This is a genomic window from Rhizobium altiplani (assembly GCF_001542405.1).
GTDB classification, from domain to species: Bacteria; Pseudomonadota; Alphaproteobacteria; order Rhizobiales; family Rhizobiaceae; genus Rhizobium; species Rhizobium altiplani.
Map to the genome: position 1 here is coordinate 129,795 of NZ_LNCD01000124.1, position 23,991 is coordinate 153,785.

General features: G+C 60.5%; 23 protein-coding genes. 14 read left to right on the forward strand and 9 right to left on the reverse strand.

Annotated features, from left to right (window positions below):
- Window positions 1–147: 147 nt before the first annotated feature.
- Entirely contained in the window at window positions 148–1,158 is a 1,011-nt protein-coding gene (locus tag AS026_RS30930) for a serine hydrolase domain-containing protein (RefSeq protein WP_025658909.1), read from the forward strand.
- Window positions 1,159–1,178: 20 nt separating this feature from the next.
- On the opposite strand, the gene AS026_RS30935 is transcribed toward AS026_RS30930, so the two are convergent.
- The 3 genes from AS026_RS30935 to AS026_RS30945 all read right to left on the reverse strand — a co-directional run bounded on the left by AS026_RS30935 (window position 1,179) and on the right by AS026_RS30945 (window position 4,203).
- Complete coding sequence (locus tag AS026_RS30935; RefSeq protein ID WP_025658910.1) at window positions 1,179–2,168, reverse strand: WD40 repeat domain-containing protein; 990 nt, start codon at window positions 2,166–2,168, stop codon at window positions 1,179–1,181.
- The gene (locus AS026_RS30940) at window positions 2,168–3,286 is read right to left on the reverse strand and encodes a CobW family GTP-binding protein (RefSeq protein WP_062374385.1); all 1,119 of its coding nucleotides are present in this window, start codon (window positions 3,284–3,286) and stop codon (window positions 2,168–2,170) included. Before AS026_RS30940 ends, AS026_RS30935 begins: the two co-directional genes overlap by 1 nt.
- 125 nt (window positions 3,287–3,411) lie before the next feature.
- Window positions 3,412–4,203, reverse strand: a complete 792-nt coding sequence (locus AS026_RS30945; protein ID WP_025658912.1) for a creatininase family protein — start codon at window positions 4,201–4,203, stop codon at window positions 3,412–3,414.
- Window positions 4,204–4,377: 174 nt separating this feature from the next.
- Here AS026_RS30945 and AS026_RS30950 point away from each other — a divergent pair, with 174 nt between their 5' ends.
- The 3 genes from AS026_RS30950 (at window position 4,378) to AS026_RS30960 (ending at window position 7,001) form a co-directional block, all read left to right on the forward strand.
- On the forward strand, window positions 4,378–4,890 hold the full coding sequence (locus AS026_RS30950) for a MarR family winged helix-turn-helix transcriptional regulator (protein WP_026371716.1): 513 nt from the start codon (window positions 4,378–4,380) through the stop codon (window positions 4,888–4,890).
- A gap of 121 nt (window positions 4,891–5,011) precedes the next feature.
- Entirely contained in the window at window positions 5,012–6,034 is a 1,023-nt protein-coding gene (locus tag AS026_RS30955; protein ID WP_018856567.1) for a LacI family DNA-binding transcriptional regulator, read from the forward strand.
- A 19-nt stretch (window positions 6,035–6,053) separates the two neighbouring features.
- Window positions 6,054–7,001 (forward strand): 2-hydroxyacid dehydrogenase, encoded by a 948-nt coding sequence (locus AS026_RS30960; RefSeq protein WP_062374387.1) that lies wholly within the window; start codon window positions 6,054–6,056, stop codon window positions 6,999–7,001.
- 75 nt (window positions 7,002–7,076) lie between these two features.
- Here AS026_RS30960 and AS026_RS30965 read toward each other — a convergent pair whose 3' ends face one another.
- Window positions 7,077–7,448: a COG4315 family predicted lipoprotein gene (locus AS026_RS30965; RefSeq protein WP_018856569.1), complete on the reverse strand. Its 372-nt coding sequence runs from the start codon at window positions 7,446–7,448 to the stop codon at window positions 7,077–7,079.
- 292 nt (window positions 7,449–7,740) lie between these two features.
- On the opposite strand from AS026_RS30965, the gene AS026_RS30970 reads away from it, so the two are divergent.
- Together AS026_RS30970 and AS026_RS30975 are read left to right on the forward strand one after the other, a co-directional pair.
- The gene (locus AS026_RS30970; protein WP_062374501.1) at window positions 7,741–8,652 is read left to right on the forward strand and encodes an adenylate/guanylate cyclase domain-containing protein; all 912 of its coding nucleotides are present in this window, start codon (window positions 7,741–7,743) and stop codon (window positions 8,650–8,652) included.
- A gap of 122 nt (window positions 8,653–8,774) precedes the next feature.
- Window positions 8,775–9,449: a VOC family protein gene (locus AS026_RS30975; RefSeq protein ID WP_082728635.1), complete on the forward strand. Its 675-nt coding sequence runs from the start codon at window positions 8,775–8,777 to the stop codon at window positions 9,447–9,449.
- 45 nt (window positions 9,450–9,494) lie between these two features.
- Here AS026_RS30975 and AS026_RS30980 read toward each other — a convergent pair whose 3' ends face one another.
- A complete protein-coding gene (locus AS026_RS30980; protein ID WP_018856572.1) occupies window positions 9,495–10,274 on the reverse strand; it encodes a gamma-glutamyl-gamma-aminobutyrate hydrolase family protein in 780 nt (259 codons plus the stop codon).
- 297 nt (window positions 10,275–10,571) lie between these two features.
- Here AS026_RS30980 and AS026_RS30985 point away from each other — a divergent pair, with 297 nt between their 5' ends.
- Entirely contained in the window at window positions 10,572–11,681 is a 1,110-nt protein-coding gene (locus AS026_RS30985; RefSeq protein WP_018856573.1) for a TRAP transporter substrate-binding protein, read from the forward strand.
- A 59-nt stretch (window positions 11,682–11,740) separates the two neighbouring features.
- On the opposite strand, the gene AS026_RS30990 is transcribed toward AS026_RS30985, so the two are convergent.
- Both AS026_RS30990 and AS026_RS30995 read right to left on the reverse strand, forming a co-directional pair.
- Window positions 11,741–13,288, reverse strand: coding sequence for a TRAP transporter large permease (locus AS026_RS30990; RefSeq protein ID WP_062374389.1), 1,548 nt, complete (start codon window positions 13,286–13,288; stop codon window positions 11,741–11,743).
- A 20-nt stretch (window positions 13,289–13,308) separates the two neighbouring features.
- Window positions 13,309–13,848: a TRAP transporter small permease subunit gene (locus AS026_RS30995; protein ID WP_018856575.1), complete on the reverse strand. Its 540-nt coding sequence runs from the start codon at window positions 13,846–13,848 to the stop codon at window positions 13,309–13,311.
- Between the two features lie 331 nt (window positions 13,849–14,179).
- Here AS026_RS30995 and AS026_RS31000 point away from each other — a divergent pair, with 331 nt between their 5' ends.
- The 7 genes from AS026_RS31000 to AS026_RS31030 all read left to right on the forward strand — a co-directional run bounded on the left by AS026_RS31000 (window position 14,180) and on the right by AS026_RS31030 (window position 21,548).
- Window positions 14,180–16,483: a putative bifunctional diguanylate cyclase/phosphodiesterase gene (locus tag AS026_RS31000; protein ID WP_025658920.1), complete on the forward strand. Its 2,304-nt coding sequence runs from the start codon at window positions 14,180–14,182 to the stop codon at window positions 16,481–16,483.
- Window positions 16,484–16,645: 162 nt separating this feature from the next.
- A complete protein-coding gene (locus tag AS026_RS31005; RefSeq protein ID WP_025658921.1) occupies window positions 16,646–17,398 on the forward strand; it encodes an N-acyl amino acid synthase FeeM domain-containing protein in 753 nt (250 codons plus the stop codon).
- A 178-nt stretch (window positions 17,399–17,576) separates the two neighbouring features.
- Window positions 17,577–17,801, forward strand: a complete 225-nt coding sequence (locus AS026_RS31010; RefSeq protein ID WP_018856578.1) for an aa3-type cytochrome c oxidase subunit IV — start codon at window positions 17,577–17,579, stop codon at window positions 17,799–17,801.
- A 96-nt stretch (window positions 17,802–17,897) separates the two neighbouring features.
- Window positions 17,898–19,043, forward strand: a complete 1,146-nt coding sequence (locus AS026_RS31015; RefSeq protein ID WP_025658922.1) for a Re/Si-specific NAD(P)(+) transhydrogenase subunit alpha — start codon at window positions 17,898–17,900, stop codon at window positions 19,041–19,043.
- Complete coding sequence (locus AS026_RS31020; protein ID WP_018856580.1) at window positions 19,043–19,441, forward strand: proton-translocating transhydrogenase family protein; 399 nt, start codon at window positions 19,043–19,045, stop codon at window positions 19,439–19,441. Before AS026_RS31015 ends, AS026_RS31020 begins: the two co-directional genes overlap by 1 nt.
- 7 nt (window positions 19,442–19,448) lie before the next feature.
- Complete coding sequence (locus tag AS026_RS31025) at window positions 19,449–20,843, forward strand: NAD(P)(+) transhydrogenase (Re/Si-specific) subunit beta (RefSeq protein WP_025658923.1); 1,395 nt, start codon at window positions 19,449–19,451, stop codon at window positions 20,841–20,843.
- A gap of 81 nt (window positions 20,844–20,924) precedes the next feature.
- The gene (locus AS026_RS31030) at window positions 20,925–21,548 is read left to right on the forward strand and encodes a LysE family translocator (RefSeq protein WP_018856582.1); all 624 of its coding nucleotides are present in this window, start codon (window positions 20,925–20,927) and stop codon (window positions 21,546–21,548) included.
- Window positions 21,549–21,599: 51 nt separating this feature from the next.
- Here the strand turns inward: AS026_RS31030 and AS026_RS31035 are convergent, their stop codons facing one another.
- Together AS026_RS31035 and AS026_RS31040 are read right to left on the reverse strand one after the other, a co-directional pair.
- Complete coding sequence (locus AS026_RS31035; protein WP_018856583.1) at window positions 21,600–22,082, reverse strand: DUF992 domain-containing protein; 483 nt, start codon at window positions 22,080–22,082, stop codon at window positions 21,600–21,602.
- Window positions 22,083–22,142: 60 nt separating this feature from the next.
- A complete protein-coding gene (locus tag AS026_RS31040) occupies window positions 22,143–23,801 on the reverse strand; it encodes a sensor histidine kinase (protein WP_018856584.1) in 1,659 nt (552 codons plus the stop codon).
- Window positions 23,802–23,991 lie beyond the last annotated feature (190 nt).

Genomic DNA, 23,991 nt, shown 5'->3' on the forward strand with positions numbered 1-23,991 from the left:
CGGCGCCTTGGGCTGCCTGCGGGATGGCGGCCTACGCCTGTGGTCGTGTTCATCAGACGCGTCCCCGCCGATCATAAATTTTCACGTCCGCGTGAGCCGCATCGGGCGGACGATGATTATGCGTTCTGCCTACGCTAGCTCAGCGAAATGATCACGCGCCTCGCTTTGCTCGTCGCTTTCCTACTGTCGCCGCTCGCTGCCGTTGCACAGCCGGAGAACGGCCGGACGGCAGTTTTGCTCGAGAGCTTGTCCTCACGCGTGGAGTTGAAGCCGCTGAGAACCGTGATCGTCGCCAGGGATGGGCGGACGGTGGCGGAACAGGGCTACGGCGACCACGCCGCGACTGAGTCAGTCAACATCAAGTCCGCTTCCAAATCGATCATTTCATGCCTCGTCGGCATCGCCATCGAAAAGAAACTGCTGGAAAGCCCCGACCAACGGATCGCTCCGATCCTGAAAGCTGATCTGCCTGCCGATCCCGATCCGCGGCTTAACGAGATCACCATCGGCAACCTACTTTCGATGCAGGCGGGGCTTGGTCGCCTGTCTGGTCCCAATTACGGGCGCTGGGTTGCCTCGCGCAACTGGGTGCGTTTTGCCCTTGCCCAACCTTTCGACGACGCGCCTGGCGGTCAAATGCTCTATTCGACCGCCTCCACGCACCTTCTCTCGGCGATCCTGACGAAGGTCAGCGGGAGGTCGACGCTGGCGCTCGCCCGCGAATGGCTGGCACCCGTTAGCGGCTTTAGGATCGGCGCCTGGGAGCGCGATCCGCAGGGCATCTATCTCGGCGGGAACCAGATGGCGATGACGGCCCGCTCGCTGCTGGCTTTCGGCGAACTCTATCGCAACGGCGGCAAGGCTGCGGATGGTACGCAGGTCGTGCCTGCGGACTGGATCGCGCAATCGTGGCAGCACCGCACCAATTCGCGCTTCTCCGGCGACGATTATGGCTACGGCTGGTTCTCGCGACAGATTGGCGGCGAGGAGGTCCATTTTGCCTGGGGATATGGCGGCCAGATGCTCTACATCGTCCCCTCGCTCGGCATGACTGTTGTCATGACATCGGACGAGAGCGGCCCATCGGCGCGCACCGGCTACCGCGATGCGCTGCATGGTGTTCTTGCGGAGATTATCGAGGCGGCGCGGCTGTCCTGATAACACAGCCGCGCAAAAGCTTAGGCTGCGATATCGACGACACCGCAATCGCCGGCTTCGGAAGCGAAGGCCAGCAGCTTGCCGTTCTTGCTCCAGCTCATCGACGTGATCGCGCCTTTGCCGGGTCGGCGCAGCAGCGCTTCCTTGCTGTCGGCAATGCGGACGGCGAGGATCATGCCGTCGATGAAGCCGATCGCCAGGATGTCTTCGACAGGGTGGAACTTCACTGAGGTCGCCATGATGTTGGCGCGGGTGCCGAGCTCGAGCGGCGCTTTGCCCATCGGGCCGTCTTTGCCCTGGAATGGCCAGACGATCGCAGCCGGCGCACCTGACGAGGCAAGCCACTTGCCCTTCGCGGACCACGAGAGAGACTTCACCTTGGCGGGGTAGCCGGTCATGCGCATGTGCCGGGCTTCAGCGCCGGCCTTGCTGTCGAGCTTCCATCCGTGCAGTGCATTCTCCTGCATCGTCGTGACGAGGAAGTTGCCGTCAGGCGAGAAGGTGACGCCGGTATGGGCGCCCTTCCATTCGAGGTCGACCGGCTTGGCAGCGGTGCCGACCCAATGCAGCGACACGCCGTTGTAGCGCGCGGCGGCAATGCGCATGCCCTTGGGCGCGAAGGCGAGGCCTTCGACGGTCCGCTCTTCGGTAAATTCCTTGGTCGTGCCGTCGGCGAGGCGCACGAGAGCGCTCTTGCCGTAGGAGTAGGCGACGGCGCCCTGCGGGCCGGCGGCAAGCTGGGAAATCCATTTGCGCGGCGCGTTTGCAAGCTCGGTCACCCCGGCATCGGCTCCGATGCGCAGCACCTTGCCGTCCTCACCGCCGGAAATCAGGCTTCCGCTATACGGGTCGTGGATGCAGCTCAGCATGCCCTGATGGGCCTCGGTCACCTTCTCGCCGCCGTCGAGGCGGTGGATGGTGCCAGCGGCATTGGCGAAGAAGGGGGTGTCACCTAAAAATTCGACGGCCAGGATATGGCCGTCGAGATCAAACGGGGCAACTGTGGGCATCAGGCCGCCGCCTCGCACGCCTTGAAGGAAGCTTCGAGCTTTTCGTGATCAAGTTCGCGGCCGATGAAGACAAGACGGGTCTCATGCTTCTCGCCGTCCTTCCAGGGGCGCTGGTGGTCACCTTCGATGATCATGTGGACACCCTGAACGACGTAGCGTTCGGGATCGTCCTTAAAGGCGATGATGCCCTTGAGGCGCAGGATATTCGGCCCCTGAGTCTGCGTGATCTTCTGGATCCAGGGGAAGAAGCGTTCCGGGTTCATTTCGCCGCCACGCAGCGAGACCGACTGCACCGTCACGTCATGGATCGGCGACATGGCGCCATGATGATGGTGGTCATGATCATGATCATGGTCATGGTGGTGATGGTCATGATCGTGGTCGTGATCATGCGCATGATGATGATGGTGGTCGTGGTCGCAATCCGGACCGCAGACGTGATCGTCATGGTCATGATCAAGAAAGTGCGGATCGTTCTCCAGCGCGCGTTCCAGGTTGAAAGCCCCCTGATCGAGAACGCGGGCCAGATCGACGCCCGAGCGGCTGGTCTTGTAGACGCGGGCCGAGGGATTGATGGCGTGAACGATATCCTCGATCTGCGCCAGCTCTTCCGGGGTGACGAGGTCGGTCTTGTTAATCAGGACGACGTCGGCAAAGGCGATCTGGTCTTCGGCCTCGCGGCTGTCCTTCAGGCGCAGCGGCAGATGCTTGGCGTCGACGAGAGCGACAACGGCGTCGAGTTCCGTCTTGGCGCGCACGTCGTCATCCATGAAGAAGGTCTGGGCGACCGGCACAGGATCTGCAAGGCCCGTCGTTTCAACGATGATGCCGTCGAAACGGCCTGGGCGGCGCATCAGGCCTTCGACAACGCGGATCAGGTCGCCGCGCACGGTGCAACAGACGCAGCCATTGTTCATCTCGTAGATCTCTTCGTCGGATTCGACAATGAGGTCATTGTCGATGCCGATCTCGCCGAACTCGTTGACGATGACTGCATACTTCTTGCCGTGGTTCTCCGACAGGATGCGGTTGAGCAAGGTCGTCTTGCCGGCGCCGAGGTAGCCGGTGAGAACGGTAACGGGGATAGGCTTCTGCTGGGTGGGGATCGCGTCGGTCATAAGAACCTCGAGAGATGGCACGCCCGGGGGCGGGGCTGAAAATTCGTCGGTCTCATATAAGGAGTTGCGGGCGGCAGTTCAAAGGGTTTTGTATGTTATAAGATCACATCGCACCGGCGATGGTTTCAATCGAGCTCCGCCGCGTCGAATGCATCGACGTCCTGCAGCAGTTCGGCCAGCCCCCTCACGGACTGCGCAATCAGCGCCTCGCCCTTCTCCGCCGTCGCCAGCGACGCGTTGCCCGCCACGCCCGATGGGCTAAGGTCAGACATTTTCCATCCGAAGGCGTGCGGGCCATAGGCACGCAGATGCTTGAAGCGGGCAGCGAAATCCGACTGTCGGGACGGGAAGTCTGCAGCCTTGGTCATGTCGACCTTATCCGGGTGAAGCGCCAGCATCACCGACGTCTCGATGTCGCCGCCGTGGATGTCGATCGCCTTTGCCTCGGGCGAGATGACATCGGCGGGAACGCCGAAGCGCGTCCAACTCGTGGCGACGGCGAGCATGTTGAACCGGACGCGGGCCTCCGTCGCAACGATCGTCATCAGCGGTGAGTTGCCGCCATGGGCATTCAACATCACCAACTTGCGAATGCCCATGTCCGAGAGCCTCCGGGCAATGCCGAGCCAGCGTTGGATGGCCTCTCCATATGTCAGCGTTTGCGTACCCTTCACGTCCATGTGCTCGATCGAATAGCCGACTGTTTCTGTCGGCAGAAACGTGACCGGCGAGGCGGCGGGAATTGCAGCCTTGAGCCGGGCAACGATGCCGGCTGCAATCAATGCGTCGGTGTCGAAGGGCAGGTGAGGTCCGTGCTGCTCGTGGGCGCCAAGCGGCAGGATTGCGATCCACCGACTGCGGTCCGAGGGGGAGAGATTCGGATCGTTGTGTTCGAAGTCGCGAGAAGGCACATTCATCCGGCTAAGCCCTCTTGTTTATGACGAGATGATGCGCAATGTGATAGCGCAGCGTTCTCAATGCTTATCGCATAAGCCCTTAAACCAAAATCGATTTAGGGGAGATGATTATGAATGTTCCGGCTCCCTTGCAAGGCGAGGGATGCGCAACACGGCAAAGTCAAAGGAATCGCGATGGGGAAGAAGCACAAGGACGGTAAGAAGCAGAAATCCAAGAAGAAGGACCAGACCGAATATACGGTTGTAGATCTTTCGCCGGCTTTGACACAGGCGGCCCGCTCGATGCGCACCGTGCTGTCTCGCAACCTGCTTGAAAGCGGTCTCTATGCCGGCCAGGACGGCGTGATTTTGCTGCTCGCGGAAACCGACGGGATGACGGCAGGCGGGTTGGCACAGAAGCTCGGCGTCAAGGCGCCAACCATGACGCGCACGATCGGGCGCATGGAAGCCCAAGGCTTCCTCGAACGCAAGCCGGATGCCGACGATGCCCGCCTGACCAAGGTCTATCTGACTGAACTCGGTCGCGGTAGCGTCAAGGCAATCGAAATGGCGTCCTCGGCGTGCGACAGCATGGCCACCCAGGAGTTCTCCGAGAAGGAAATTCGCAATCTTGTCCGTCTGTTGAAGGCAATCGACGGCAACCTGCAGTCCGCCGCCATCCCTCTCGATGAGCCTGAGGAAATCTGACAGATTTGTGAAATTACGAATTGCTTCGTTGCGTTTAATCTTTTAATTAAACATTTTAATAGTGCTCGACACTTGAAATGGTTGGGCGCAAGGACAACCGCGCGTTGCCTGGGGAGGACACGTGGCTCAAAAGATAAAGCTTTCGACGATCGCCGAAACGCTCGGCATTTCCACAGCAACCGTATCTCTTGCCTTACGTGACAGCCCGCTCGTGGCTGGCGCCACCCGGGACAAAATCAAGGAACAGGCCCGCGCACTCGGCTATATCTATAACCGCCGCGCCGCCAGCCTGCGTACGTCCCGCTCTGGCATCATCGGTGTCGTCGTCCACGACATCATGAACCCGTTCTATGGCGAAATCCTGAAGGCGATCGAAAGCGAGCTCGATCGCAGTCGGCACACCTTCATTCTGTCGAACCATTACGACTCCGTCGAAAAGCAGCGCACCTTCATCGAAACGCTGCTGCAGCTCGGTGGGGACGGTGTCATAATGTCCCCGGCGATCGGTACGCCGCCGGAGGATATGCAGCTTGCGGAAGACAACGGCATGCCGGCGATCCTGGTGGCCCGCTCGCTGGACGGATTGGACCTTCCGACCTATCGCGGCGACGACAGCTACGGCATTTCGCTCGCCACCAACCATTTGATCGGCCTTGGCCATCGCTCGATCGCCATGATCGGCGGTACCGACCAGACGTCGACGGGACGCGATCGCTATCAGGGCTACGTCAATGCGCTGCGCAAGGCCGGCATCGACGTTGATCCGGGTCTACGCATTCCCGGTCCGCGCTCGATGCAGGGTGGTTTCGAAGCGGCGGTGCATTTCCTGTCGCTGCCGCAAAAGCCGACGGCGGCGGTCTGCTGGAACGATCTCGTCGCGATCGGCCTGATGAACGGCATTTCCCGCGCCGGTCTCGTTCCCGGCAAGGACATTTCCGTCACCGGCTATGACGACCTCGAGGAAGCGTCAATATCGATGCCGGCGCTGACCACCGTCTGGAATGGCCAGGCGGAAGTCGGACGCCTTGCTGCCCGCGCGCTTCTCGATCGCCTGGCGGGCAGCCACGAGCCCGACGGCATCCATCTGATCAAGCCCGAGATGCGCATCCGCCAGTCGACCAGCCCCTACCGACCGCGCCCGTAGCAAGCCAAGAGGAAGTGCCATGTCCCGCATCGCCGTTCTCGTTCCCGGGAAGATACACGAACGCGTCCTGACACGCCTGAAGGAGAGCTTCGACGTTGTCGAAGCCAATCCCTCGACGCTTGACGCGGAGGCCGCTGGAAAGATTCGCGGTGTCGCCGTTTCCGGCACATTTGATTCGGCAGCAATCGACAGTCTTCCGAAGGTCGAACTGATCTCCAGCTTCGGTGTCGGCTATGACGGCGTCGATGCCAAGCATGCGGCAACCAAGGGTATCATCGTCACGAACACGCCCGATGTGCTGAACGACGAGGTCGCCGATACGGCGATCGGACTGCTCCTCAACGCGGTGCGAGAGCTTCCTCGTGCCGAGAACTGGCTGCGGGCCGGCAACTGGAAGCCCGGGCAGAACTATCCGCTGTCGCGCTTCTCCCTGAAGGGGCGGCATGTCGGGATCTATGGCCTTGGCCGCATCGGCCAGGAGATCGCCAAGCGCCTGGAACCGTTCAAGGTGAAGATCAGCTATCATACTCGCACGCGCCATGCCACCGCGCCCTATGGCTACTACCCCTCGCTGAAGGACCTTGCGGAAGCCGTCGACACGCTGATCTCCATCGTCCCGAAGACGCATCAGACGCACAAGACGATCAATGCCGACATTCTTTCGGCGCTCGGCCCCGACGGCGTGTTCATCAATGTCGGGCGCGGGTGGACTGTTGACGAAGAAGCGCTTGCTGCGGCACTGAAGTCGGGAACGATCGGCGCGGCCGGCCTCGACGTCTTCTACAACGAACCGAACGTGCCGGCTTCGCTGCTCGATCTTCCGAACGCCGTGCTCCTGCCGCACCTCGCCTCAGGCTCGGTGCCGACGCGCAATGCGATGGCGGATCTGGTGGTTGACAATCTCGTTGAGTGGTTCGGGAAGGGCCGGCCGCTGACGCCAGTTCCGGAAACACCAGCGAAGGGCTGATTGTCTCAATCTCGGGACGGGATGAGGCGCGCACGCGGACAGACCGTCGGCCTCACCCCAGTCTACTGTGCCTGGCTACTTGGCGACGTGCCAGACGCCGCCGACGCCATCGCCTGTCATATCGCCGGGCTTCTTGTCTCCGGCGAACGTGTAAAGTGGCTTACCTTCGTATGCCCACATTTCCTTGCCGTCGGCCGCCTTGACGAGTGTCCATTCGCCTTCGGCCTTGGCCTTGGCGGCGGCGTGGAAGGCTGGCCACTTCTTCAGGCAAGCCTCGTCGCAGTTCGATTTGCCCATGGCGTCCTTGTCGAACGTGTAGAGCGTCATGCCTTTGGCGTTTGCCAGAATCTTGCCCATCTTCGTATCGACCATTTTGGCCGGTTCCGCCGCAAACGCCGCAAAGGCGGTTGCAGCCAACAGGCCGGCAGAGACGATCAGCGTTTTCATGGTTACCTCCTGTTCAGGAGTGCCAGCGGGATGCTGGTAGCGCCCGATGTGAGCAAGAAACGTTCCTGCGACTTGGCGGTTCCATGGTCTTGCTGACAGCGGTGCGCATTCGGATTTGTTTTACTCGATCGCACGCAACGCGCATCTTTCTGCTGGAAGCGCCCAGGGCATTGTTCGCGTATGCGTTGAAAAGTGTGGTCAGCTATTGCAGAACTTTCGAATGGGGAAATCTCCCTGTCAGATGGCTGCTGCTGCAAACTGTCTTGCCAAACCCAGGGTGGATCGCAATCCGATGAATGAAATGCGACGCAAGCTGACGACCATCTTCTCGGCCGATGTCCAGGACTATACGCGGCTGATGGGCGCCGACGAGGAGGGTACCCTTGCCATGCTGAAGTGGTCGCGCGATGCGATGTCGCGGCTGATCGGCGCGCATGGCGGTCGGGTGATCAATACCTGGGGCGACGGCCTAATCGCGGAATTTCCGAGCGTCGTCGAAGCGGTGCGCGCTGCCATCGATGTCCAGAACGAACTCGTCGGAATAAACGCCGCCCGGCCGGCGGAAGGACGCATGCTCTATCGGATCGGCATCAATCTCGGCGATGTCATCGCCGAGGGTGACGACCTCTACGGCGACGGCGTCAATATCGCCGCCAGGCTTCAGGCTTCCGCAGCAGCGGGCGGCATCGTGATCTCCAACACGGTCTACGACCAGGTCCGCAACAAGGTCGCCGTCGGCTTCGATTTTCTCGGGCCACTGACGGTGAAGAACGTTAGCGAGGCCGTGCCGAGCTATGCTGTGCGGATCGGAGACGACGTGTCCACGACGCCCGCACCACCGGCTCGTCCGTTGCCGGCGGCTGCGGCGGCTGCGGCGCCTGCGCGGGGGCGCCCCCTTGCTCCGAAGGTGCGGAAGATTGGCGGGGTGTTCGCGGTTGTCGCGATCGCGTTGGTTGTGATCAATCTTTTGACATGGCAGGGCGAGTTCTGGGCCGTCTGGCCGCTCCTCGGCCTTGCCTTCGTCGCTGCGATGGCCTGGAACCGGAATCAGAGCCGCTTCGACCAGCGTCTTGCCGGCTTGGCCGCCATCGGCATTGGTATCGTGATCATCAACTTGCTGACATGGCACGGGGTGTTCTGGGCGATATGGCCGCTGCTGGGCCTGGCGGTCGCCGTCGGCCTGCGGTGGGCGATGCGAAGGTAAACGCAGGAGCTCCTATCCGCCGTGCTCGGATGGGACAAATTGATTCGACTGCCTGCGGTCGCTGTGATCCACTCGCCAAGTTTTATTGCCAATCTCGAAGTATCCAAACCAGGGAGCTGAACATGGGCAATACCTCTGTGCACAGCGAGACTGCGGCCAGGACCCCGGCAATGCGGACGGCCGACATGAAGCTCGAGGTCATCGTCATCCCGGTCTCGGACGTCGACCGTGCCAAGCAGTTTTACAGCAATCTCGGTTGGCGGCTGGATGCCGATTTCGTCACGGGCGACGACTTCAGGGTCATTCAATTCACGCCTCCGGGCTCGCCCTGCTCCATTATCTTCGGCAAGAACGTGACGGCGGCCGTGCCCGGCACGGCGCAGGGCCTCCATCTGATCGTTTCCGATGTCGAAGCCGCTCGTGCCGAGCTCGCCGAACGCGGCGTCGCGCTGAGTGATGTCTTCCACGATCCCGGTGGCGTCTTCCATCATGCCGGCGAAAATGCACGCGTGAGAGGTGTGCATCCCCAGCGCAAGAGCTACGGCTCGTTTGCTTCATTCAGCGATCCGGATGGAAACGGCTGGCTGTTTCAGGAAATCACGACCCGACTGCCTGGGCGCATAGATGCTGATGAAACGATGTATTCGTCTGCCAGCGATCTCGCCGCCGCCTTGCGCCGTGCGGAAGCCGCTCATGGAGAACATGAGAAGCGCATCGGCAGGCGCGATGAAGACTGGCCGACCTGGTATGCGGAATCCATGGTTCGCGAACAGGCGGGCAAGCCGCTGTCATCGTAGGTTTTCACCGTGCAGCCATAAAGGGCCGCGCAACTGGCAGGCCAATCAGGCGGGGGTTTTTTCCGCCGCCTTGGCGAGCTTGCCTGCCGCGTAATCCCTGACCGCATCGCCGAAAGCAGAGAAGATCTGGTTGGACGGCTTGTCGGTCTCGGCCCAGTACTCCGGGTGCCACTGGACGCCGACCGCAAAGGCCGGGGCATCGATCACGGACACGGCCTCGATCGTGCCGTCCTCGGCGACGGCCTCGACCTGCAGGCGCGGCGCGGTCTTGGCGATCGCCTGGCGATGCAGTGAGTTCACCCTGATCTCGCCGGGGCCGACGATACCTGCGATGCAGGAGCCTTCCTTGACGAAGACGCTTTGGCGGATCGCGTACTTGCCGTCACGGTCTACCTCGGCCGGGGTGCGATGATCCCATATGCCCGGCTGGTCCTGGATTTCGCTGGCAAGCGTGCCGCCCATTGCGACGTTGAGTTCCTGAATGCCGCGGCAGATTGCGAGCAAGGGAATGGCGCGGTCGATGGCACGGCGGATCAACGGCAGAGCGGTGGCGTCACGGGCGATATCGAAGGGCCCGTCGGCATCGGTCGCCGTTGCCCCATAGTAAGACGGGTGGACGTTGCTGGCCGAACCTGAGACGAGAACGCCATCGACGCGGTCCAGAATCGCGTCGGTTCCGTATCCTTCCTCGAAGGCCGGAATGATGAAGGCCATGACACCGGCGGCGTTCAGCGCAGCGCGGACATACTGATGCTGGACGGCGTGCCATGTGGCACCGTCGAAGGTGCGGATATCGGCAGGAACGGCGACGATCGGCTTCGTCATTTTAACCCCGGTCGGAAGATGGAATTGGCTATTGAGAGAGCCGAGAACGGCCCGGAAGTCAACGTCTCGGCGCAATCGCGGGCGGAATTACGGCAGTCGTGGCCGCCGGCTCCGGCAAATTACCGCTAACCTGCTGATTCTCATGGAAATGCCCTTCGCCGCCATATTGCCGTTGTGATGCCAAAGACTAATGGCACAGTGCTTGAAACACGGTCGCCACCGTGCTTAGCTTCCCGCCATTGCTGCGGGTAGAGACGAGGGTTCGCCTCGCAGTGCCATCTATACGGGAGGTTTTTGATGGATCGTCGTTCATTCATGAAGAAGGCAGGAACCGCCGGCGCCGGCGCCGTTGCTGCTGCGGGTGCACTGGCAGCACCCGCCATTGCACAAGAGAACCCTAAAATTTCGTGGCGCATGACGTCGTCGTTCCCGAAGAGCCTCGATACGATCTATGGCGCTGCGGATGACATTGCCAAGCACCTTGCCGCGGCAACCGACGGCAACTTCACCATTCAGCCTTTTGCGGCCGGCGAAATCATTCCGGGCCTGCAGGCCGCCGATGCCGTCAGCGCCGGCACGGTCGAGGCCGCGCACACGTGCTCCTATTACTTTGTTGGCAAGGATCCGACTTACGCGATCGGCACTGCCATTCCATTCGGTCTGAACGGACGCCTGACCAATGCCTGGTTCTACGAAGGCAACGGCAACACGCTGATGAATGAGTTTTACGCCACGCAGGGCATCTATGGCCTGCCGGCCGGCAACACGGGCGCCCAGATGGGCGGCTGGTTCCGGAAGGAGATCAATACGCTTGACGACTTGAAGGGCGTCAAGATGCGTATTGCCGGTCTTGCCGGCCAGGTCATCAGCAAGGTTGGCGTCATTCCGCAGCAGATCGCCGGCGGCGATATTTATCCGGCCCTTGAAAAGGGCACGATCGACGCTTCAGAATTCGTCGGTCCCTATGACGACCTGAAGCTCGGCCTGCACAAGGTCGCGAAGTATTACTATTACCCCGGCTGGTGGGAAGGCGGCCCGACGGTCCACGCCTTCTTCAACCTCGAAAAGTGGAACAGCCTGCCTAAGCACTATCAGGCGGCACTGACCGATGCCTGCGCCTTTGCCAACACAAACATGATGGCAAAGTACGATGTGAAGAACCCCACGGCACTCAAGCAGTTGGTGGCGGAGGGCGCCACGCTTCGTCCCTTCAGCCAGGAAATCATGGAAGCCTGCTTCCAGGCTGCCCTCGGGATCTACGCCGAGATTTCGGCCTCGAACCCGTACTTCAAGAAGATCTACGAGGATCAGACCGCGTTCAAGCGCGATGCGTATCTCTGGGCGCAGCTGTCGGAGTACACCTTCGACACGTTCATGATGATCCAGCAGCGCGCCGGCAAGATTTGACCGACAGTCCAGTTCGGACAAACAAAAAGCCCCGGATTTTGGTCCGGGGCTTTTTGTTGTCAGTTTATCTTCGGGGGCTGGCCGAGGTCCGTTGCAGGCGGCGCGGGCGTTGCGGGTGCCGGCGCGGGCGGCTGGCCGGGCAGGCCGTTCATCGGCGGCAAGCTCAGTCCGGGCATTTGCGGTGGGCCGCCGCCCGGGGCTCCCAGCGGGGGCAGCGACAAGCCGTTGCCGCCGAAGCCCGGCACTTCGATCTTGATCGAGTTCGGATCGACTTTCGGTCCCTTGTCCAGCCAATACGTTACCGATTGTGGCCAGAAGATCACGATCGCGACGAGGACCAGCTGCATGCAGACCCAGGGCAGGGCGCCCATGTAGATGTCCGACGTCTTGACGCTGCGATCGGCAATGGAGCGCAGGTAGAAAAGCGCGAAGCCGAAGGGCGGGTGCATGAAGCTCGTCTGCATGTTGACGCAGATCAGCACGCCGAACCAGATCAGGTCGATGCCGAGGGCTGAGGCGACCGGCGCCAGCATCGGAATGACGATAAAGGCGATCTCGAAGAAATCGAGGAAGAAGGCCAGCACGAAGATGAAGATGTTGACGAAGATCAGGAAGCCGACCGGGCCGCCGGGGATGCCCGACAGCATGTGTTCGATCCAGCGCGAGCCGTCCATGCCTTGGAAGACCAGGCTGAAACAGGTCGAGCCGATCAGGATCATCACCACCATCGAGGTGATGTGCATGGTGGAGCGCATGGCCTCCTGCATCAGCGGCCAGGTGAGGCGGCGGTGCATGGCGGCAAGCACCATTGCGCCGACAACACCGAGCGCACCGGCTTCGGTGGGGGTTGCGAGCCCCATGAAGATCGTGCCGAGAACCAGGAAGATCAGCACGATCGACGGGATCATCCCGGACAGAACCCGCAGGAGCAGCGCCCAGTTGAAGTCGCCCCGCACTTCTTTCGGCAGCGGCGGCATAGAGGCCGGCTTCAGGATCGACAGGATCAGGATATAGCCCATGAAGATCGCGACCTGCAGGATCGAGGGGCCGATGGCGCCGAGATACATGTCGCCGACCGATTTGCCGAGCTGGTCGGCAAGGACGACCAGCACCAGGGACGGCGGGATGACCTGGGTAATGGTGCCGGAGGCGGCAATGACGCCGGTGGCCAGCCTCGGGCTGTAGCCGTAACGCAGCATGATCGGCAGCGAGATGACGCCCATGGTGATGACGGATGCGGCAACGGTGCCGGTGATGGCGCCAAGCACGGCGCCGACGAGGATTACCGCGTAGGCAAGGCCGCCGGGAACGCGGCCGAACAGCTTGCCTGTTCCCTCGAGCAGATCTTCAGCCAGTCCGCAGCGCTCCAGTATGGCGCCCATGAAGGTGAAGAAGGGGATGGCGAGCAGCAGGTCGTTGGAAACGATCCCGAAGAAGCGCAGCGGCAGGGCCTGCAGGAAGGCCTCGGTGAAATGTCCCGTGGCGATGCCGATGATGCCGAAGAACAGGCCGACGGCAGCCAGCGAAAAGGCGACCGGAAAGCCGTAGAGCATGAATAGAACCATGCCCACGAACATCGCCGGCGGAATAATGCCGAAATCAAACAATGGTGTTCCTCCGGTCCGGCTTACTGCAGCGGTTTTTCGTATTTCGTATCGATCAGGATGTAGCCGGTCAGGGCGGCGATCCGCTTGATCAACTCGGAGATCCCCTGAAGCGACAGCAGCCCGAAGCCGAGAACGAGGATGAACTTGACCGGCCAGCGGATCAGGCCGCCGGCATTGGCAGAGATCTCATGCTGTTGGTAAGAGGACAGGAAAAAGGGCCAGCAGAGCCAGGTCAGGAAGATGCAGGCCGGGATCAGGAAGACGATGAGACCGATGATATCGATCCAGATCCTCGCTTTGTCGGAAACGGAGCCGTAGATGAGGTCGACGCGTACATGTTCGTTCATACGCAGCGTGTGTGCTGCACCGAGCACAACGATGAAGGCGAAGAGATACCATTGGATCTCGAGCCAGCCGTTGGAGCTATAGTTGAACGAGTAACGGATGAGTGCATTGGCGGCGCTGATCAGGCAGCAGAGCAGCACCATGTATTCGGACAGTTTGCCCATGAATTGGCTGACCGCATCGATCAGCCGGCTGACCGTCAGCAAAGCCGGCATGCCTTTCCCCCTTTTTATCGTGCCTGTTTCGACACGTTCTCCTCTCTGGATTGGTAGACTAGGGTGTTTCAAATTGGAAGATTAAAGGGGGCGTGTTGGAATATAGTCTTATTCGAAGCGCACGCCGCAGGCACTGCCGACGACTCCCTGGCACTGCCGACAATCGAGCATGGCAGGCCCGGAATCAAAGATCTCCTTGTAGCTGCGCAAACCTTTATGAAACCAGGATTTTCGCGTTATGGTTTTAAAAAATTCAACCAAATCTATGGTTTGGACGAAATCAATTTTTAAAGGGTTCGCAGTAAGGTCTCGCCGCACAGGAAAAGCATGGATGAAGCCACATAACCCGGGCAGGGTTCCAACGGATGTGTATCTGTCGTTTGTGAGTTCCCTTTCTGGGAACCGCATGACGTTGCTCGTCGGTGTTATCGTTCACGCGGCGACTTGCCTCGCAATCGCCGCCAAGACGCAGTCTTTCCTGTATCTCATCCTCGCCGCTGCCTTTGTCCTTGTGTTCGGCGGACGCATGGCGATCTTCTGGCAGTTCGATCGCGTCGACAAAGAAAGACTCTCGTACGCCGGAATACAGCATTGGGAGCGAATTCTCGTGGCCGGCGCAGCCGGCACCACGACACTCCTGGGCATTGCCAGCGGTTATGCCATATTTTTCTTGGGCGATGGTTTTGCGGAGCTCGCCTGCATTGCCGTGACCATGGCCACCATGGTTTCCGTCGTTGGCCGCAACTACGGTTCGCGCATGGCGATCGACCTGCAGACCTTCTCTTGTTGCCTGCCGATGATCATCTGCAGCCTGATGGCGCTGGACTTCTATCGTGGAATCCTGTCGATTTTTCTCATCCCATTCTGGCTGACGACACGGGCCATGGCCAACGGGGTGCGCGAGTTTCTCTACGAGAATGTCATTGCGCGCCGGGAAATCACCGTGATCGCCGACCGTTTCGATACAGCGCTCAATAACATGCCGCATGGCCTCGTCATGGTCGATCCCGAAAACCGTATCCAGGTGATCAACCGCAAGGCCTGCGAACTTCTGAAGATCGGCGACCCCGAGCGCTTGAAGGAGCGCGACCTCAGCGCGGTCCTGCGTTACGGCGCCCGCTACAGCTTTATGGATTCCACGCAGCCGGAGCTCATCCTCCGCCAGATGACCCAGGTCGCCGATGGCAAGCTGTCACGCATGCTCATCCATTTTCCCGAGGATCTGTCGCTTGAATTCTCCGCAAGCCGCCGGCCTGATGGCGGCGCGGTGCTGATCTTCGAAGACGTGTCCAGCCGCGTGAAGGCAGAGCAGAAGATCTTGCACATGGTTCGATTCGATGCTCTGACCGGGTTGCCGAACCGCGAGTATTTCAGCCATCTCGTGCAGGACTATCTGAACAAGCACCCGAAAAAACGCGGGCCTGTTGCGTTCATGGTGCTTGATATCGACGAGTTCAAACACGTCAACGACATGCGCGGCCATATCACCGGCGACCATCTTCTCTGTGCTATCGCCAACCGCATCGAGGAGCAGGCGCGCAAGGCCATCGTCGGCCGTCTGATGGGTGACCAGTTCATCCTGTTCTTCCCGCATGCGAAGGATATGGAAGCGCTGGACGCCGAAGTTCGTCGTTTGCATGCTGCGATCCAAGGCAACTACGAAGCCGATGACGTGACCTTCTTGGTTTCGCTGAGCGGTGGCTTTGCGCTTCTTGAAAGCGATGCCTTCGCGATGGAAGAGTGGAGCATCAAAGCCGACCTGGCATTGTTCGAAAGCAAGTCGAAACAGCGCGGCGGTATTGCAAGCTTCGAGCGCGAGATGGATGGCCGCTACATCGAGCAGCAGAAGCTCAAGGCCGATCTGCGCGAAGCGGTCGGGATGCAGGGGCTCAGCATTGCCTACCAGCCGATGTTCAAGGCCGACGGCTCGCGTATTGAATGCGCCGAAGCGCTTGCTCGCTGGGTGCATCCGGAAAAGGGTGCCATTCCGCCCGACGTGTTCATCCGCCTGGCGGAAGAGATGGGCATCATCTCGGACATCACACGCTTCATCCTGATGAAGGCCTGCGCTGATTGTATGACTTGGCCCGAGCATATCGCGGTCTCGGTGAACCTTTCCGCCAGAGATCTGCGGGATGCAGACATTCTTTCCGTGGTTTCCGAAGCACTGAGCGCCTCGGGTCTGGGGCCTGAGCGACTGCATCTCGAAATCACCGAGAGTTGCTTGATCGACGAGCCGGCCGCTGTGCGCGCCATCCTGGCGGACCTGCGGGCGCGCGGCATCACGATCGCCATCGATGATTTCGGCACGGGTTTCTCGAGCCTCAGTTACCTCGACACGCTTCCGCTTGATATCGTCAAGATCGACCGGTCCTTCCTGCGCAACATCGTCGAGGACGACCGCCGCCTCAAACTGCTGCGCGGTACCGTCAATCTGGCGCGTGAACTTGGCCTCAAGATCGTCACCGAAGGTGTAGAGACGACCGAGCAGTTGGCCCTTCTCAACAAGTATCGTGCGACCGATCTCGTGCAGGGCTATGTTTTCTCGCCGGCCGTTCCGGCGCAAAATATCGCGATCCTTTCGCAGAGCCTTGCGGGCGGCCCCACCCCGCGCCGCCGCCCTAAGGTAGCCTGAATCTCAAATTTTCAGCTTGTGGAAGCGGCCCATGCCGCTCCGTTCCCTGGCGAACACCGTTAACCTTAACAATTCAAATATAACGCAAATTATCGTTGGTTCCTTGCCGTCGGCTGTTTTTTCGGATGATTAATGAATTATTAACCGATCAGCCGAGGAACCATGGTGGATACTCCTGTAACAACGAGCGATTTCAGTAATAAGCTTCTTGGAATTCTAGATCATATTGAATACCGCCGCATGGAAAGCAGCGAGGACATGATCGAGGTGGAGCGCCTGCGCTACAAGGCTTACAAGGCCCATGACGTGCTGGCACTGGCTCCGAAGGGACTGTTGGACGCGACCGATTTCGACAGTCACGCGCATGTCTTCGGTATCTATTATTACGGCGAGTTGGTCAGCACGATACGGCTCCATTATGTTACACCTGAGCATCGCGTCAGCCAGTCCGCGGGTGCCTTTCCGTGGGCGATGGACGCGCTGCTCGATGCCGGGCTGACACTGATCGATCCGGCGCGGTTTGCAGCCGATCCTGATCTGACCGCCGATCTGCCTTGGATTCCCTATCTGACGTTGAGACCCAGTATCGTCGCGGCCGCATACTTCCGCGCGGACCGCGTCCTTCAGTTCTGCCGGCCTCCGCATGCCGCTTTCTACAAGCGGGTCTTCTATGCCGATACGATCGTGCCCGGTCAGCTGGCAAAGAACTACGGAATCGACATGACGTTGATGGCAACGAACGTGATTGAAGTGGGGCGCAAGCTGCTGACGCGCTATCCGTTCTTTATCTCCAGCGCCAGCGAACAGCGCATGATGTTCTCGCGCATTCCGGAGGACACGCTGCCGCCCCTCACGATCATCCCCACAGCTCGCTTCGTGCCGAACGGTCAGCTTGGGACGGATCTCCCCCTCTGATCTGCGATGCATCGCGAAATGGAGAGTGTCGCACCAACTGCGGCATTCTCCTGCATTGCGCTTTTCCCAGGCTTTGTGTAATGCCTGACAAGGGAATTTCCAGGCGCAAGCCTTGGGAAATAATGGCATTCGTGGCCGTGTCTCAAACCGGCTAGGCATTTTGAGGGAGACGATATTCATGGCTGAGCATCACACCGGACCTGCAGAAGTCGGCGCGCCGATGGACTATAAGGAACACGAGCAGACCTACCTCATGTTCCTTGCCGCTGCTAAGTACGGCACGCTGTTTCTCGTCGCTCTCCTGCTTGGCATGACGGCTGGCTTCTTCACCGGTGCTGGCTTCCTCGGCGGCCTCGTTGTCCTGCTAATCGTCTTCATCGCCGGCCTCGTTCTGCTGCGTTAAGCGCGGCGCGGGGAGGGCGCTTTTCCAAGCTTTGACTGAATGTTCGGGCTGAGCAGGGTGACCTGCGGCAGGCTGGCTGACCCGGAGGAGGGGCGGTTGGGCAATATTGTTTTTGTGGCGAAGGAAACCACGGGGGATGAGACGCGCGTCGCTGCGTCCGTCGAGACCGTAAAGAAGATGATTGGGCTCGGTCTCGACGTCGTCGTCGAGTCCGGAGCGGGCACCAAGTCGAAAGTTCCGGATGCGGAATTCGAAGCGGTCGGCGCGCGGATTGGCTCGATCGGTGCGGCGGCGACCGCGGATGTGGTATTGAAGGTCCGTCGTCCGTCAGACGAGGAGATCGGCGGCTACAAGAGTGGCGCGGTCGTCATCGCGGTCATGGATCCCTACGGCAATGACGAAGCGATCGCTGCCATGGCCAAGGCCGGGCTCTCCAGTTTCGCCATGGAGTTGATGCCGCGCATCACCCGAGCGCAGTCCATGGACGTTCTTTCCTCGCAGGCAAACCTCGCAGGCTATCAGGCGGTCATCGAAGCGGCTGCGGTTTATGACCGTGCCATGCCGATGATGATGACGGCGGCAGGCACCGTTCCCGCGGCCAAGGTCTTTGTCATGGGCGCTGGTGTTGCCGGCTTGCAGGCTATCGCCACGGCGCGTCGTCTCGGCGCCGCGGTGTCGGCGACCGACGTTCGCCCCGCGGCCAAGGAGCAGGTTGCCTCTCTGGGCGCCAAGTTCATCGCCGTCGAGGACGAAGAGTTCAAGGCGGCCGAGACGGCCGGCGGCTACGCCAAGGAAATGTCCAAGGAATACCAGGCGAAGCAGGCCGCCCTTGTGGCCGATCATATCACCAAGCAGGACATCGTCATCACCACGGCCCTGATCCCGGGGCGTCCGGCTCCGAAGCTGGTCTCACGCGAGATGCTGAAATCGATGAAGCCGGGTGCGGTCGCGGTCGACCTTGCCGTCGAGCGCGGCGGCAATATCGAAGGCGTCAAGCCGAACAAGGTCGCCGACGTCGACGGCGTGCGCGTCATCGGCTTTTCGAATATGGCCGGCAGGATCGCTGCCAGCGCCTCCCAGCTCTACGCCAAGAACCTCGTCACCTTCCTTGAGACCATGGTCAACAAGGAAACGAAATCGATCGCCCTCAATCTCGAGGACGAACTGATCAAGGCGACGATGCTGACACATGCGGGCAATGTCGTGCACCCGGCGTTTGGCGCAAAGAAGGGGGATAACTGATGGCCAGTGAAGCAATGGATAAGGCGCTGGAGCAGTTGAACCAGGCCGTGAATGCCGTGGCGGCCGCGGCCGCCCATGCTCCAGAGGCGGCAAGTGCTGCAACCGGCGGTGCGATCGATCCCTTCGTGTTTCAGTTCGCGATCTTTGTGCTGGCGATCTTCGTCGGCTATTACGTCGTCTGGTCGGTGACGCCGGCGCTGCATACGCCGCTGATGGCGGTGACCAATGCGATCTCGTCGGTGATCGTTGTCGGTGCGCTTTTGGCGGTCGGCATTTCGACCAGCGGGCTTGCGACCGGCTTTGGCTTCATCGCCCTGGTCCTCGTCTCCGTGAACATCTTTGGCGGCTTCCTTGTCACCCAGCGCATGCTGGCGATGTACAAGAAGAAGGACAAGTGAGGACCGCATGAACAGTATCGCAGCCTTTCTCTATCTTGTTTCCGGCGTGCTTTTCATCCTGGCATTGCGCGGTCTTTCCCATCCGGCCACCAGCCGCAAGGGCAATCTTTACGGCATGACCGGCATGGGGATCGCGATCCTCACCACGTTGACGCTGGCGACACCCTCGTTCGGCGGGCTGGTGCTGATCATCCTCGGTCTTGCGATCGGCGGCGGCGCCGGCGCCTATATCGCCCGCGTGATCCCGATGACCTCGATGCCGCAGCTCGTCGCCGGTTTCCACTCGCTGGTGGGGCTTGCCGCCGTGCTGGTGGCGGCCGCGGCGCTGTATACGCCGTCATCCTTCGGCATCGGCAATATCGGCGGTATTCACACCGAGGCGCGGATCGAAATGGCGCTCGGCGTTGCGATCGGCGCGCTGACCTTCACCGGCTCGATCATCGCTTTCCTGAAGCTCGACGGGCGCATGTCCGGCAAGCCGATCCTGCTGCCCTTCCGCCACCTGATCAACATCGCCCTGCTGGTGTTGATCGTGCTCTTCATCATTGGCCTCGCCGCAACGGAAAGCCATTTCGATTTCTGGGCGGTCGTCGCGCTGTCACTGGCACTCGGCGTACTGCTGATCGTGCCCATCGGCGGCGCCGACATGCCTGTCGTCGTGTCGATGCTCAATTCCTATTCGGGATGGGCCGCCGCCGGCATCGGCTTCACGCTTGGCAATCTGGCGCTGATCATCACCGGCGCGCTGGTCGGTTCGTCCGGTGCGATCCTCTCCTACATCATGTGCAAGGGTATGAACCGCTCCTTCGTTTCCGTCATCCTCGGCGGCTTCGGCGGCGAGACGGTCGCGGGCGGCGCGGATAATTCCGACAAGACGGTCAAGCTCGGTTCGGCCGAGGATGCCGCCTACCTGATGGCAAATGCCTCGAAGGTCATCATCGTGCCGGGTTACGGCATGGCGGTGGCGCAGGCGCAGCATGCGCTGCGCGAAATGGCCGACAATCTCAAGAAGAACGGCGTCGAGGTGAAATACGCGATCCATCCGGTCGCGGGCCGTATGCCGGGTCACATGAACGTGCTGCTTGCTGAAGCGAACGTGCCCTATGACGAGGTCTTCGAGCTTGAGGACATCAACTCGGAGTTCGCGCAGGCTGACGTGGCCTATGTCATCGGCGCCAACGACGTCACCAATCCGGCGGCGCGCGATGACAAGACCTCGCCGATCTACGGGATGCCGATCCTCGATGTCGACAAGGCCAAGACCTGCCTCTTCGTCAAGCGCTCGCTCGGCTCCGGTTACGCCGGTATCGACAATACGCTGTTCTACAAGGACGGTACGATGATGCTGCTCGGAGATGCCAAGAAGGTCACCGAAGAAATCAACAAGGCGATCGGCCACTGAAGCGTCGCCAGCATGCTTGATCTCGATTAAACTACAAGGGCGCGGACTTGGACCGCGCCCTTTGTTTTGCACGGTGATGTCATGTCCCTCGAAACGCTGCTCCTCTACGTTCCCGCCTGTTTTGCGCTGAACATGGCGTTTGGTCCGAACAACCTGCTCTCGGTGACGATCGGTGCGCGCGCAGGAATGGGCATGGCAATTGCAGCCTCCGCCGGCCGCATCGTCGCCTTTGCGATCATGATCGCCATCACGGCCTTCGGTCTCGGCGCCCTCCTGATGGCTTCAGGCGTGGCCTTCTCGATCGTGAAGTGGCTAGGTGTCGCTTATCTGCTCTGGATTGGTTTCAAGCTGTTCCGCGCGAAGGTGGATGTGTCGGAACTGGCGGCTGCCCATCACCCTTCAACGTTCAGGGCGTATGTGCGGCAGGAGTTTCTTGTTGCGTCGAGCAACCCCAAGGCGATCCTGATCTTCACGGCTTTCTTGCCGCAGTTCGTCGAACGCAATGCCTACTGGCAGAGTTTCTTCACGCTCGGAGCAATCTTCCTGGTCTTGGAGGTCGGGGCGATCAGCATTTATGCCTTCGTCGGCTCGCGACTGCGTGGCGTCATGCGCAATGCCTGGGCGGTTCGCCTTGTCAATCGGATCAGCGGCTCGATGATGATGTTGTTCGGCGGCGCTCTTGCGCTGACGCATCGTTCCGCTTGACACGGAAAGGAGAGAGGCGGGTGCCTCTCTCCTCTTCGGCGCGACCTGAGATCAGGTGGCGGCCGGCGCCAGCGTCAGTTTCTCCACGCCGAGCGCGAGATTCAGGCCTTCCTGAGCCTGAACGTTCAACGGCTGGAGCATGAAGGATTGGTTGGTGCCGCCGGCGATGACCTTGGCACCAGCGCCGGCGCCGAAGCTTGCATCGACCCCTACGCCGTAATACTCACCGGCCAGCGCGTAATCGGGAATGTCGGTTCCGGTCTTGGCCAGAACCTGCCAGATCATCACAGTCTTGCCGGTCTGGCCGACATCCAATCCGAATTTCTGGATCGTTCCGGCATAGACGACCTTCGGGCCACCCTCCGCCGGCGTAAAGGTGCAGAGCAGGTTCTTCTGCGAGGTGACGATCAGTCCCTGACCACCCTGCGATCCGCAGACGAGCTGGCCGAGGGTGATGTAGTTTGCGGCACTTGCCGGGTTTGCGATGGCGGCTACTGCGGCAGCCGCCGCGGCAATCATCGTTTCCCTGAACATGGACTTCTCCTTTCGAGTAGCCTGTCGGAAACGAAGGTCCAGTGTTAATTGTTCCGTGCGCTATGCACGCTCGAGGTTGCGACGAGGAGCCGTCAACGCCCAGTAAAAGCCTTCTGGCGGGAAGTCGATTTCCACGGTCCCACCAAAAGCGGCGGCGGCGTGATTCTTGATGATGGTCGTCCCAAAGCCGGAATTCTCGGGAGCGCGCGCTACCGGACCGTCACGCTCCTCCCACGTGAAGACAACAAGAGGTTCGTTGCGCTCCTCGTTCTGGGCATCCCGCCAGCTCAGCCGAACGCGGCCATGCGGCACGGAAAGGGCACCATACTTTACCGAGTTCGTGGCAAGTTCATGCAGGACGAGACCGAGATTTTGCACCACGTCGGGTTTGAGGACAAAATCCTTGCCAGATATCTCGGTCTGCTCGGCAGCCTGCGGAAAGCCCTTGAAGTGGATGTCGATCACGCGGCGCAGCGATGCGCCGGCCCATTGCTCGCTTGTGAGCAGGTCGATCGACCGGGACAGGCCTTCGAGGCGATCGACAACCGCTGCCTGGTATGCCTCCACGCTGTCCGCGCGCTTGGCGACTTGGCGCATCATCGCTTGCACCAGGGTCAGCAGGTTCTTGGTGCGGTGCACGAGTTCGTTCATCACGAAGTGCAGGCGGTCTTCCGTCTGACTCCGGTCGAAGGAAGCGTTGGAGAGCGCGACAGCAACTTGGTTCGCTTCGATGACGCTGGTCTCGATGGGGGCCACGATGTGGCCTTCGCCCATCCGAATGGCCATGTCGGCGATTGAGCGGATCGTCGTGCGCACCTGACGCGCAACGATATAGGCGGCCAGGATCGCGACAAGCATCAGCGCCAGGCCGCCGATGATCAGAAAGCGCCATGTCGTCAGGATAGAAGACTGCGCCGTGGCGACAGGCCCCCATATCACGGTCTTCCAGGACCAACCCGGAATCTGCGCATAGCCGAGCATCGCGTTCGGCAATACCTGCTTGTTCTCGTAGACGCCGCTGAAATTGACCAGGGAAGGCAGGATGTCTGGATTGAAAGGTTGGCCGAAGCCAATATTCGTGGCGCCGGCGGAAGCCACCACATGCCCACTCTGATCAATGACCGCCGCAGACCAATCGTTCGGCAGGCCTTCGGTGGTGACCAGCTTCGCAAGGTCCCCGGCGTTCTGTGTTATGATCAGCGCCCTGACCTTGCCGGCCTGCATCGGCATGGTGACGTTGTAGACGAACTCGCCGCTAGTTCGTCCCATGAACACATCGGACGCTTCGATTCGGCCGGATTTGATCGCGGCCTCGACGGACGGGAGATTGCCGGCCTTGCCCAGCGGTTCGCCATAGTCCCGACGGGTGTTCAAAAGCTGTTGCCCGGTTTCATCGACGGCGATGACGTAGAGATTGTCTGTACGCAGGGACGTCTCGGTGCGAGCGTGGAAGGAGGCGAAGTCGTTATTTTCCAGTTCCGGCGAGTTGGATAGCAACCTTAAAGTTGTAGCCATGTCCTGAAGCTGGCGATCGATGGAGCGGGCGAGAGCGGTCGCATCCTGGGCCGTTTCACGCCTCAGAGTTGAGCGCTGGTTGTCTTCCAGCTGCGCGAGCAGAAGTGCCACCAGTGCGAAAATCGGCAAGGCCGTCGCAAGTGCCATCGCGATCAGGTAGGTCCCGATCGAGGCCTTCGGAAAGAAGCGGAAACGGCCTTTCATGAGCCGGTACTCCGCTGACTTATGCGGCGGAAATCACCGGTTCGCCAACCGTTTACAGGCATGAAAGCAAAAATCTGGACCACCGCAATTGCCTTCAACGCGCCCCCGGCTCTCCTGATAGCCTGCTATCGAAACCCACGGCAATGTTAGGGACAGGTAATGCTGCTTGCAACACACTAAAACATGTCGT

What these genes read in the sequence shown, in the direction of transcription:
- AS026_RS30960 (WP_062374387.1), top strand. Translation starts at nt 6,054, where the DNA reads ATGTCCCGCATCGCCGTTCTCGTTCCCGGGAAGATACACGAACGCGTC.
- AS026_RS31025 (WP_025658923.1), top strand. Translation starts at nt 19,449, where the DNA reads ATGAACAGTATCGCAGCCTTTCTCTATCTTGTTTCCGGCGTGCTTTTC.
- AS026_RS31010 (WP_018856578.1), top strand. Translation starts at nt 17,577, where the DNA reads ATGGCTGAGCATCACACCGGACCTGCAGAAGTCGGCGCGCCGATGGAC.
- AS026_RS30975 (WP_082728635.1), top strand. Translation starts at nt 8,775, where the DNA reads ATGGGCAATACCTCTGTGCACAGCGAGACTGCGGCCAGGACCCCGGCA.
- AS026_RS30945 (WP_025658912.1), bottom strand. Translation starts at nt 4,203, where the DNA reads ATGAATGTGCCTTCTCGCGACTTCGAACACAACGATCCGAATCTCTCC.
- AS026_RS30970 (WP_062374501.1), top strand. Translation starts at nt 7,741, where the DNA reads ATGAATGAAATGCGACGCAAGCTGACGACCATCTTCTCGGCCGATGTC.
- AS026_RS30940 (WP_062374385.1), bottom strand. Translation starts at nt 3,286, where the DNA reads ATGACCGACGCGATCCCCACCCAGCAGAAGCCTATCCCCGTTACCGTT.
- AS026_RS30930 (WP_025658909.1), top strand. Translation starts at nt 148, where the DNA reads ATGATCACGCGCCTCGCTTTGCTCGTCGCTTTCCTACTGTCGCCGCTC.
- AS026_RS30985 (WP_018856573.1), top strand. Translation starts at nt 10,572, where the DNA reads ATGGATCGTCGTTCATTCATGAAGAAGGCAGGAACCGCCGGCGCCGGC.
- AS026_RS31030 (WP_018856582.1), top strand. Translation starts at nt 20,925, where the DNA reads ATGTCCCTCGAAACGCTGCTCCTCTACGTTCCCGCCTGTTTTGCGCTG.
- AS026_RS30980 (WP_018856572.1), bottom strand. Translation starts at nt 10,274, where the DNA reads ATGACGAAGCCGATCGTCGCCGTTCCTGCCGATATCCGCACCTTCGAC.
- AS026_RS31040 (WP_018856584.1), bottom strand. Translation starts at nt 23,801, where the DNA reads ATGAAAGGCCGTTTCCGCTTCTTTCCGAAGGCCTCGATCGGGACCTAC.
- AS026_RS31020 (WP_018856580.1), top strand. Translation starts at nt 19,043, where the DNA reads ATGGCCAGTGAAGCAATGGATAAGGCGCTGGAGCAGTTGAACCAGGCC.
- AS026_RS31000 (WP_025658920.1), top strand. Translation starts at nt 14,180, where the DNA reads ATGAAGCCACATAACCCGGGCAGGGTTCCAACGGATGTGTATCTGTCG.
- AS026_RS30935 (WP_025658910.1), bottom strand. Translation starts at nt 2,168, where the DNA reads ATGCCCACAGTTGCCCCGTTTGATCTCGACGGCCATATCCTGGCCGTC.
- AS026_RS30965 (WP_018856569.1), bottom strand. Translation starts at nt 7,448, where the DNA reads ATGAAAACGCTGATCGTCTCTGCCGGCCTGTTGGCTGCAACCGCCTTT.
- AS026_RS30995 (WP_018856575.1), bottom strand. Translation starts at nt 13,848, where the DNA reads ATGCCGGCTTTGCTGACGGTCAGCCGGCTGATCGATGCGGTCAGCCAA.
- AS026_RS31035 (WP_018856583.1), bottom strand. Translation starts at nt 22,082, where the DNA reads ATGTTCAGGGAAACGATGATTGCCGCGGCGGCTGCCGCAGTAGCCGCC.
- AS026_RS30950 (WP_026371716.1), top strand. Translation starts at nt 4,378, where the DNA reads ATGGGGAAGAAGCACAAGGACGGTAAGAAGCAGAAATCCAAGAAGAAG.
- AS026_RS31005 (WP_025658921.1), top strand. Translation starts at nt 16,646, where the DNA reads ATGGTGGATACTCCTGTAACAACGAGCGATTTCAGTAATAAGCTTCTT.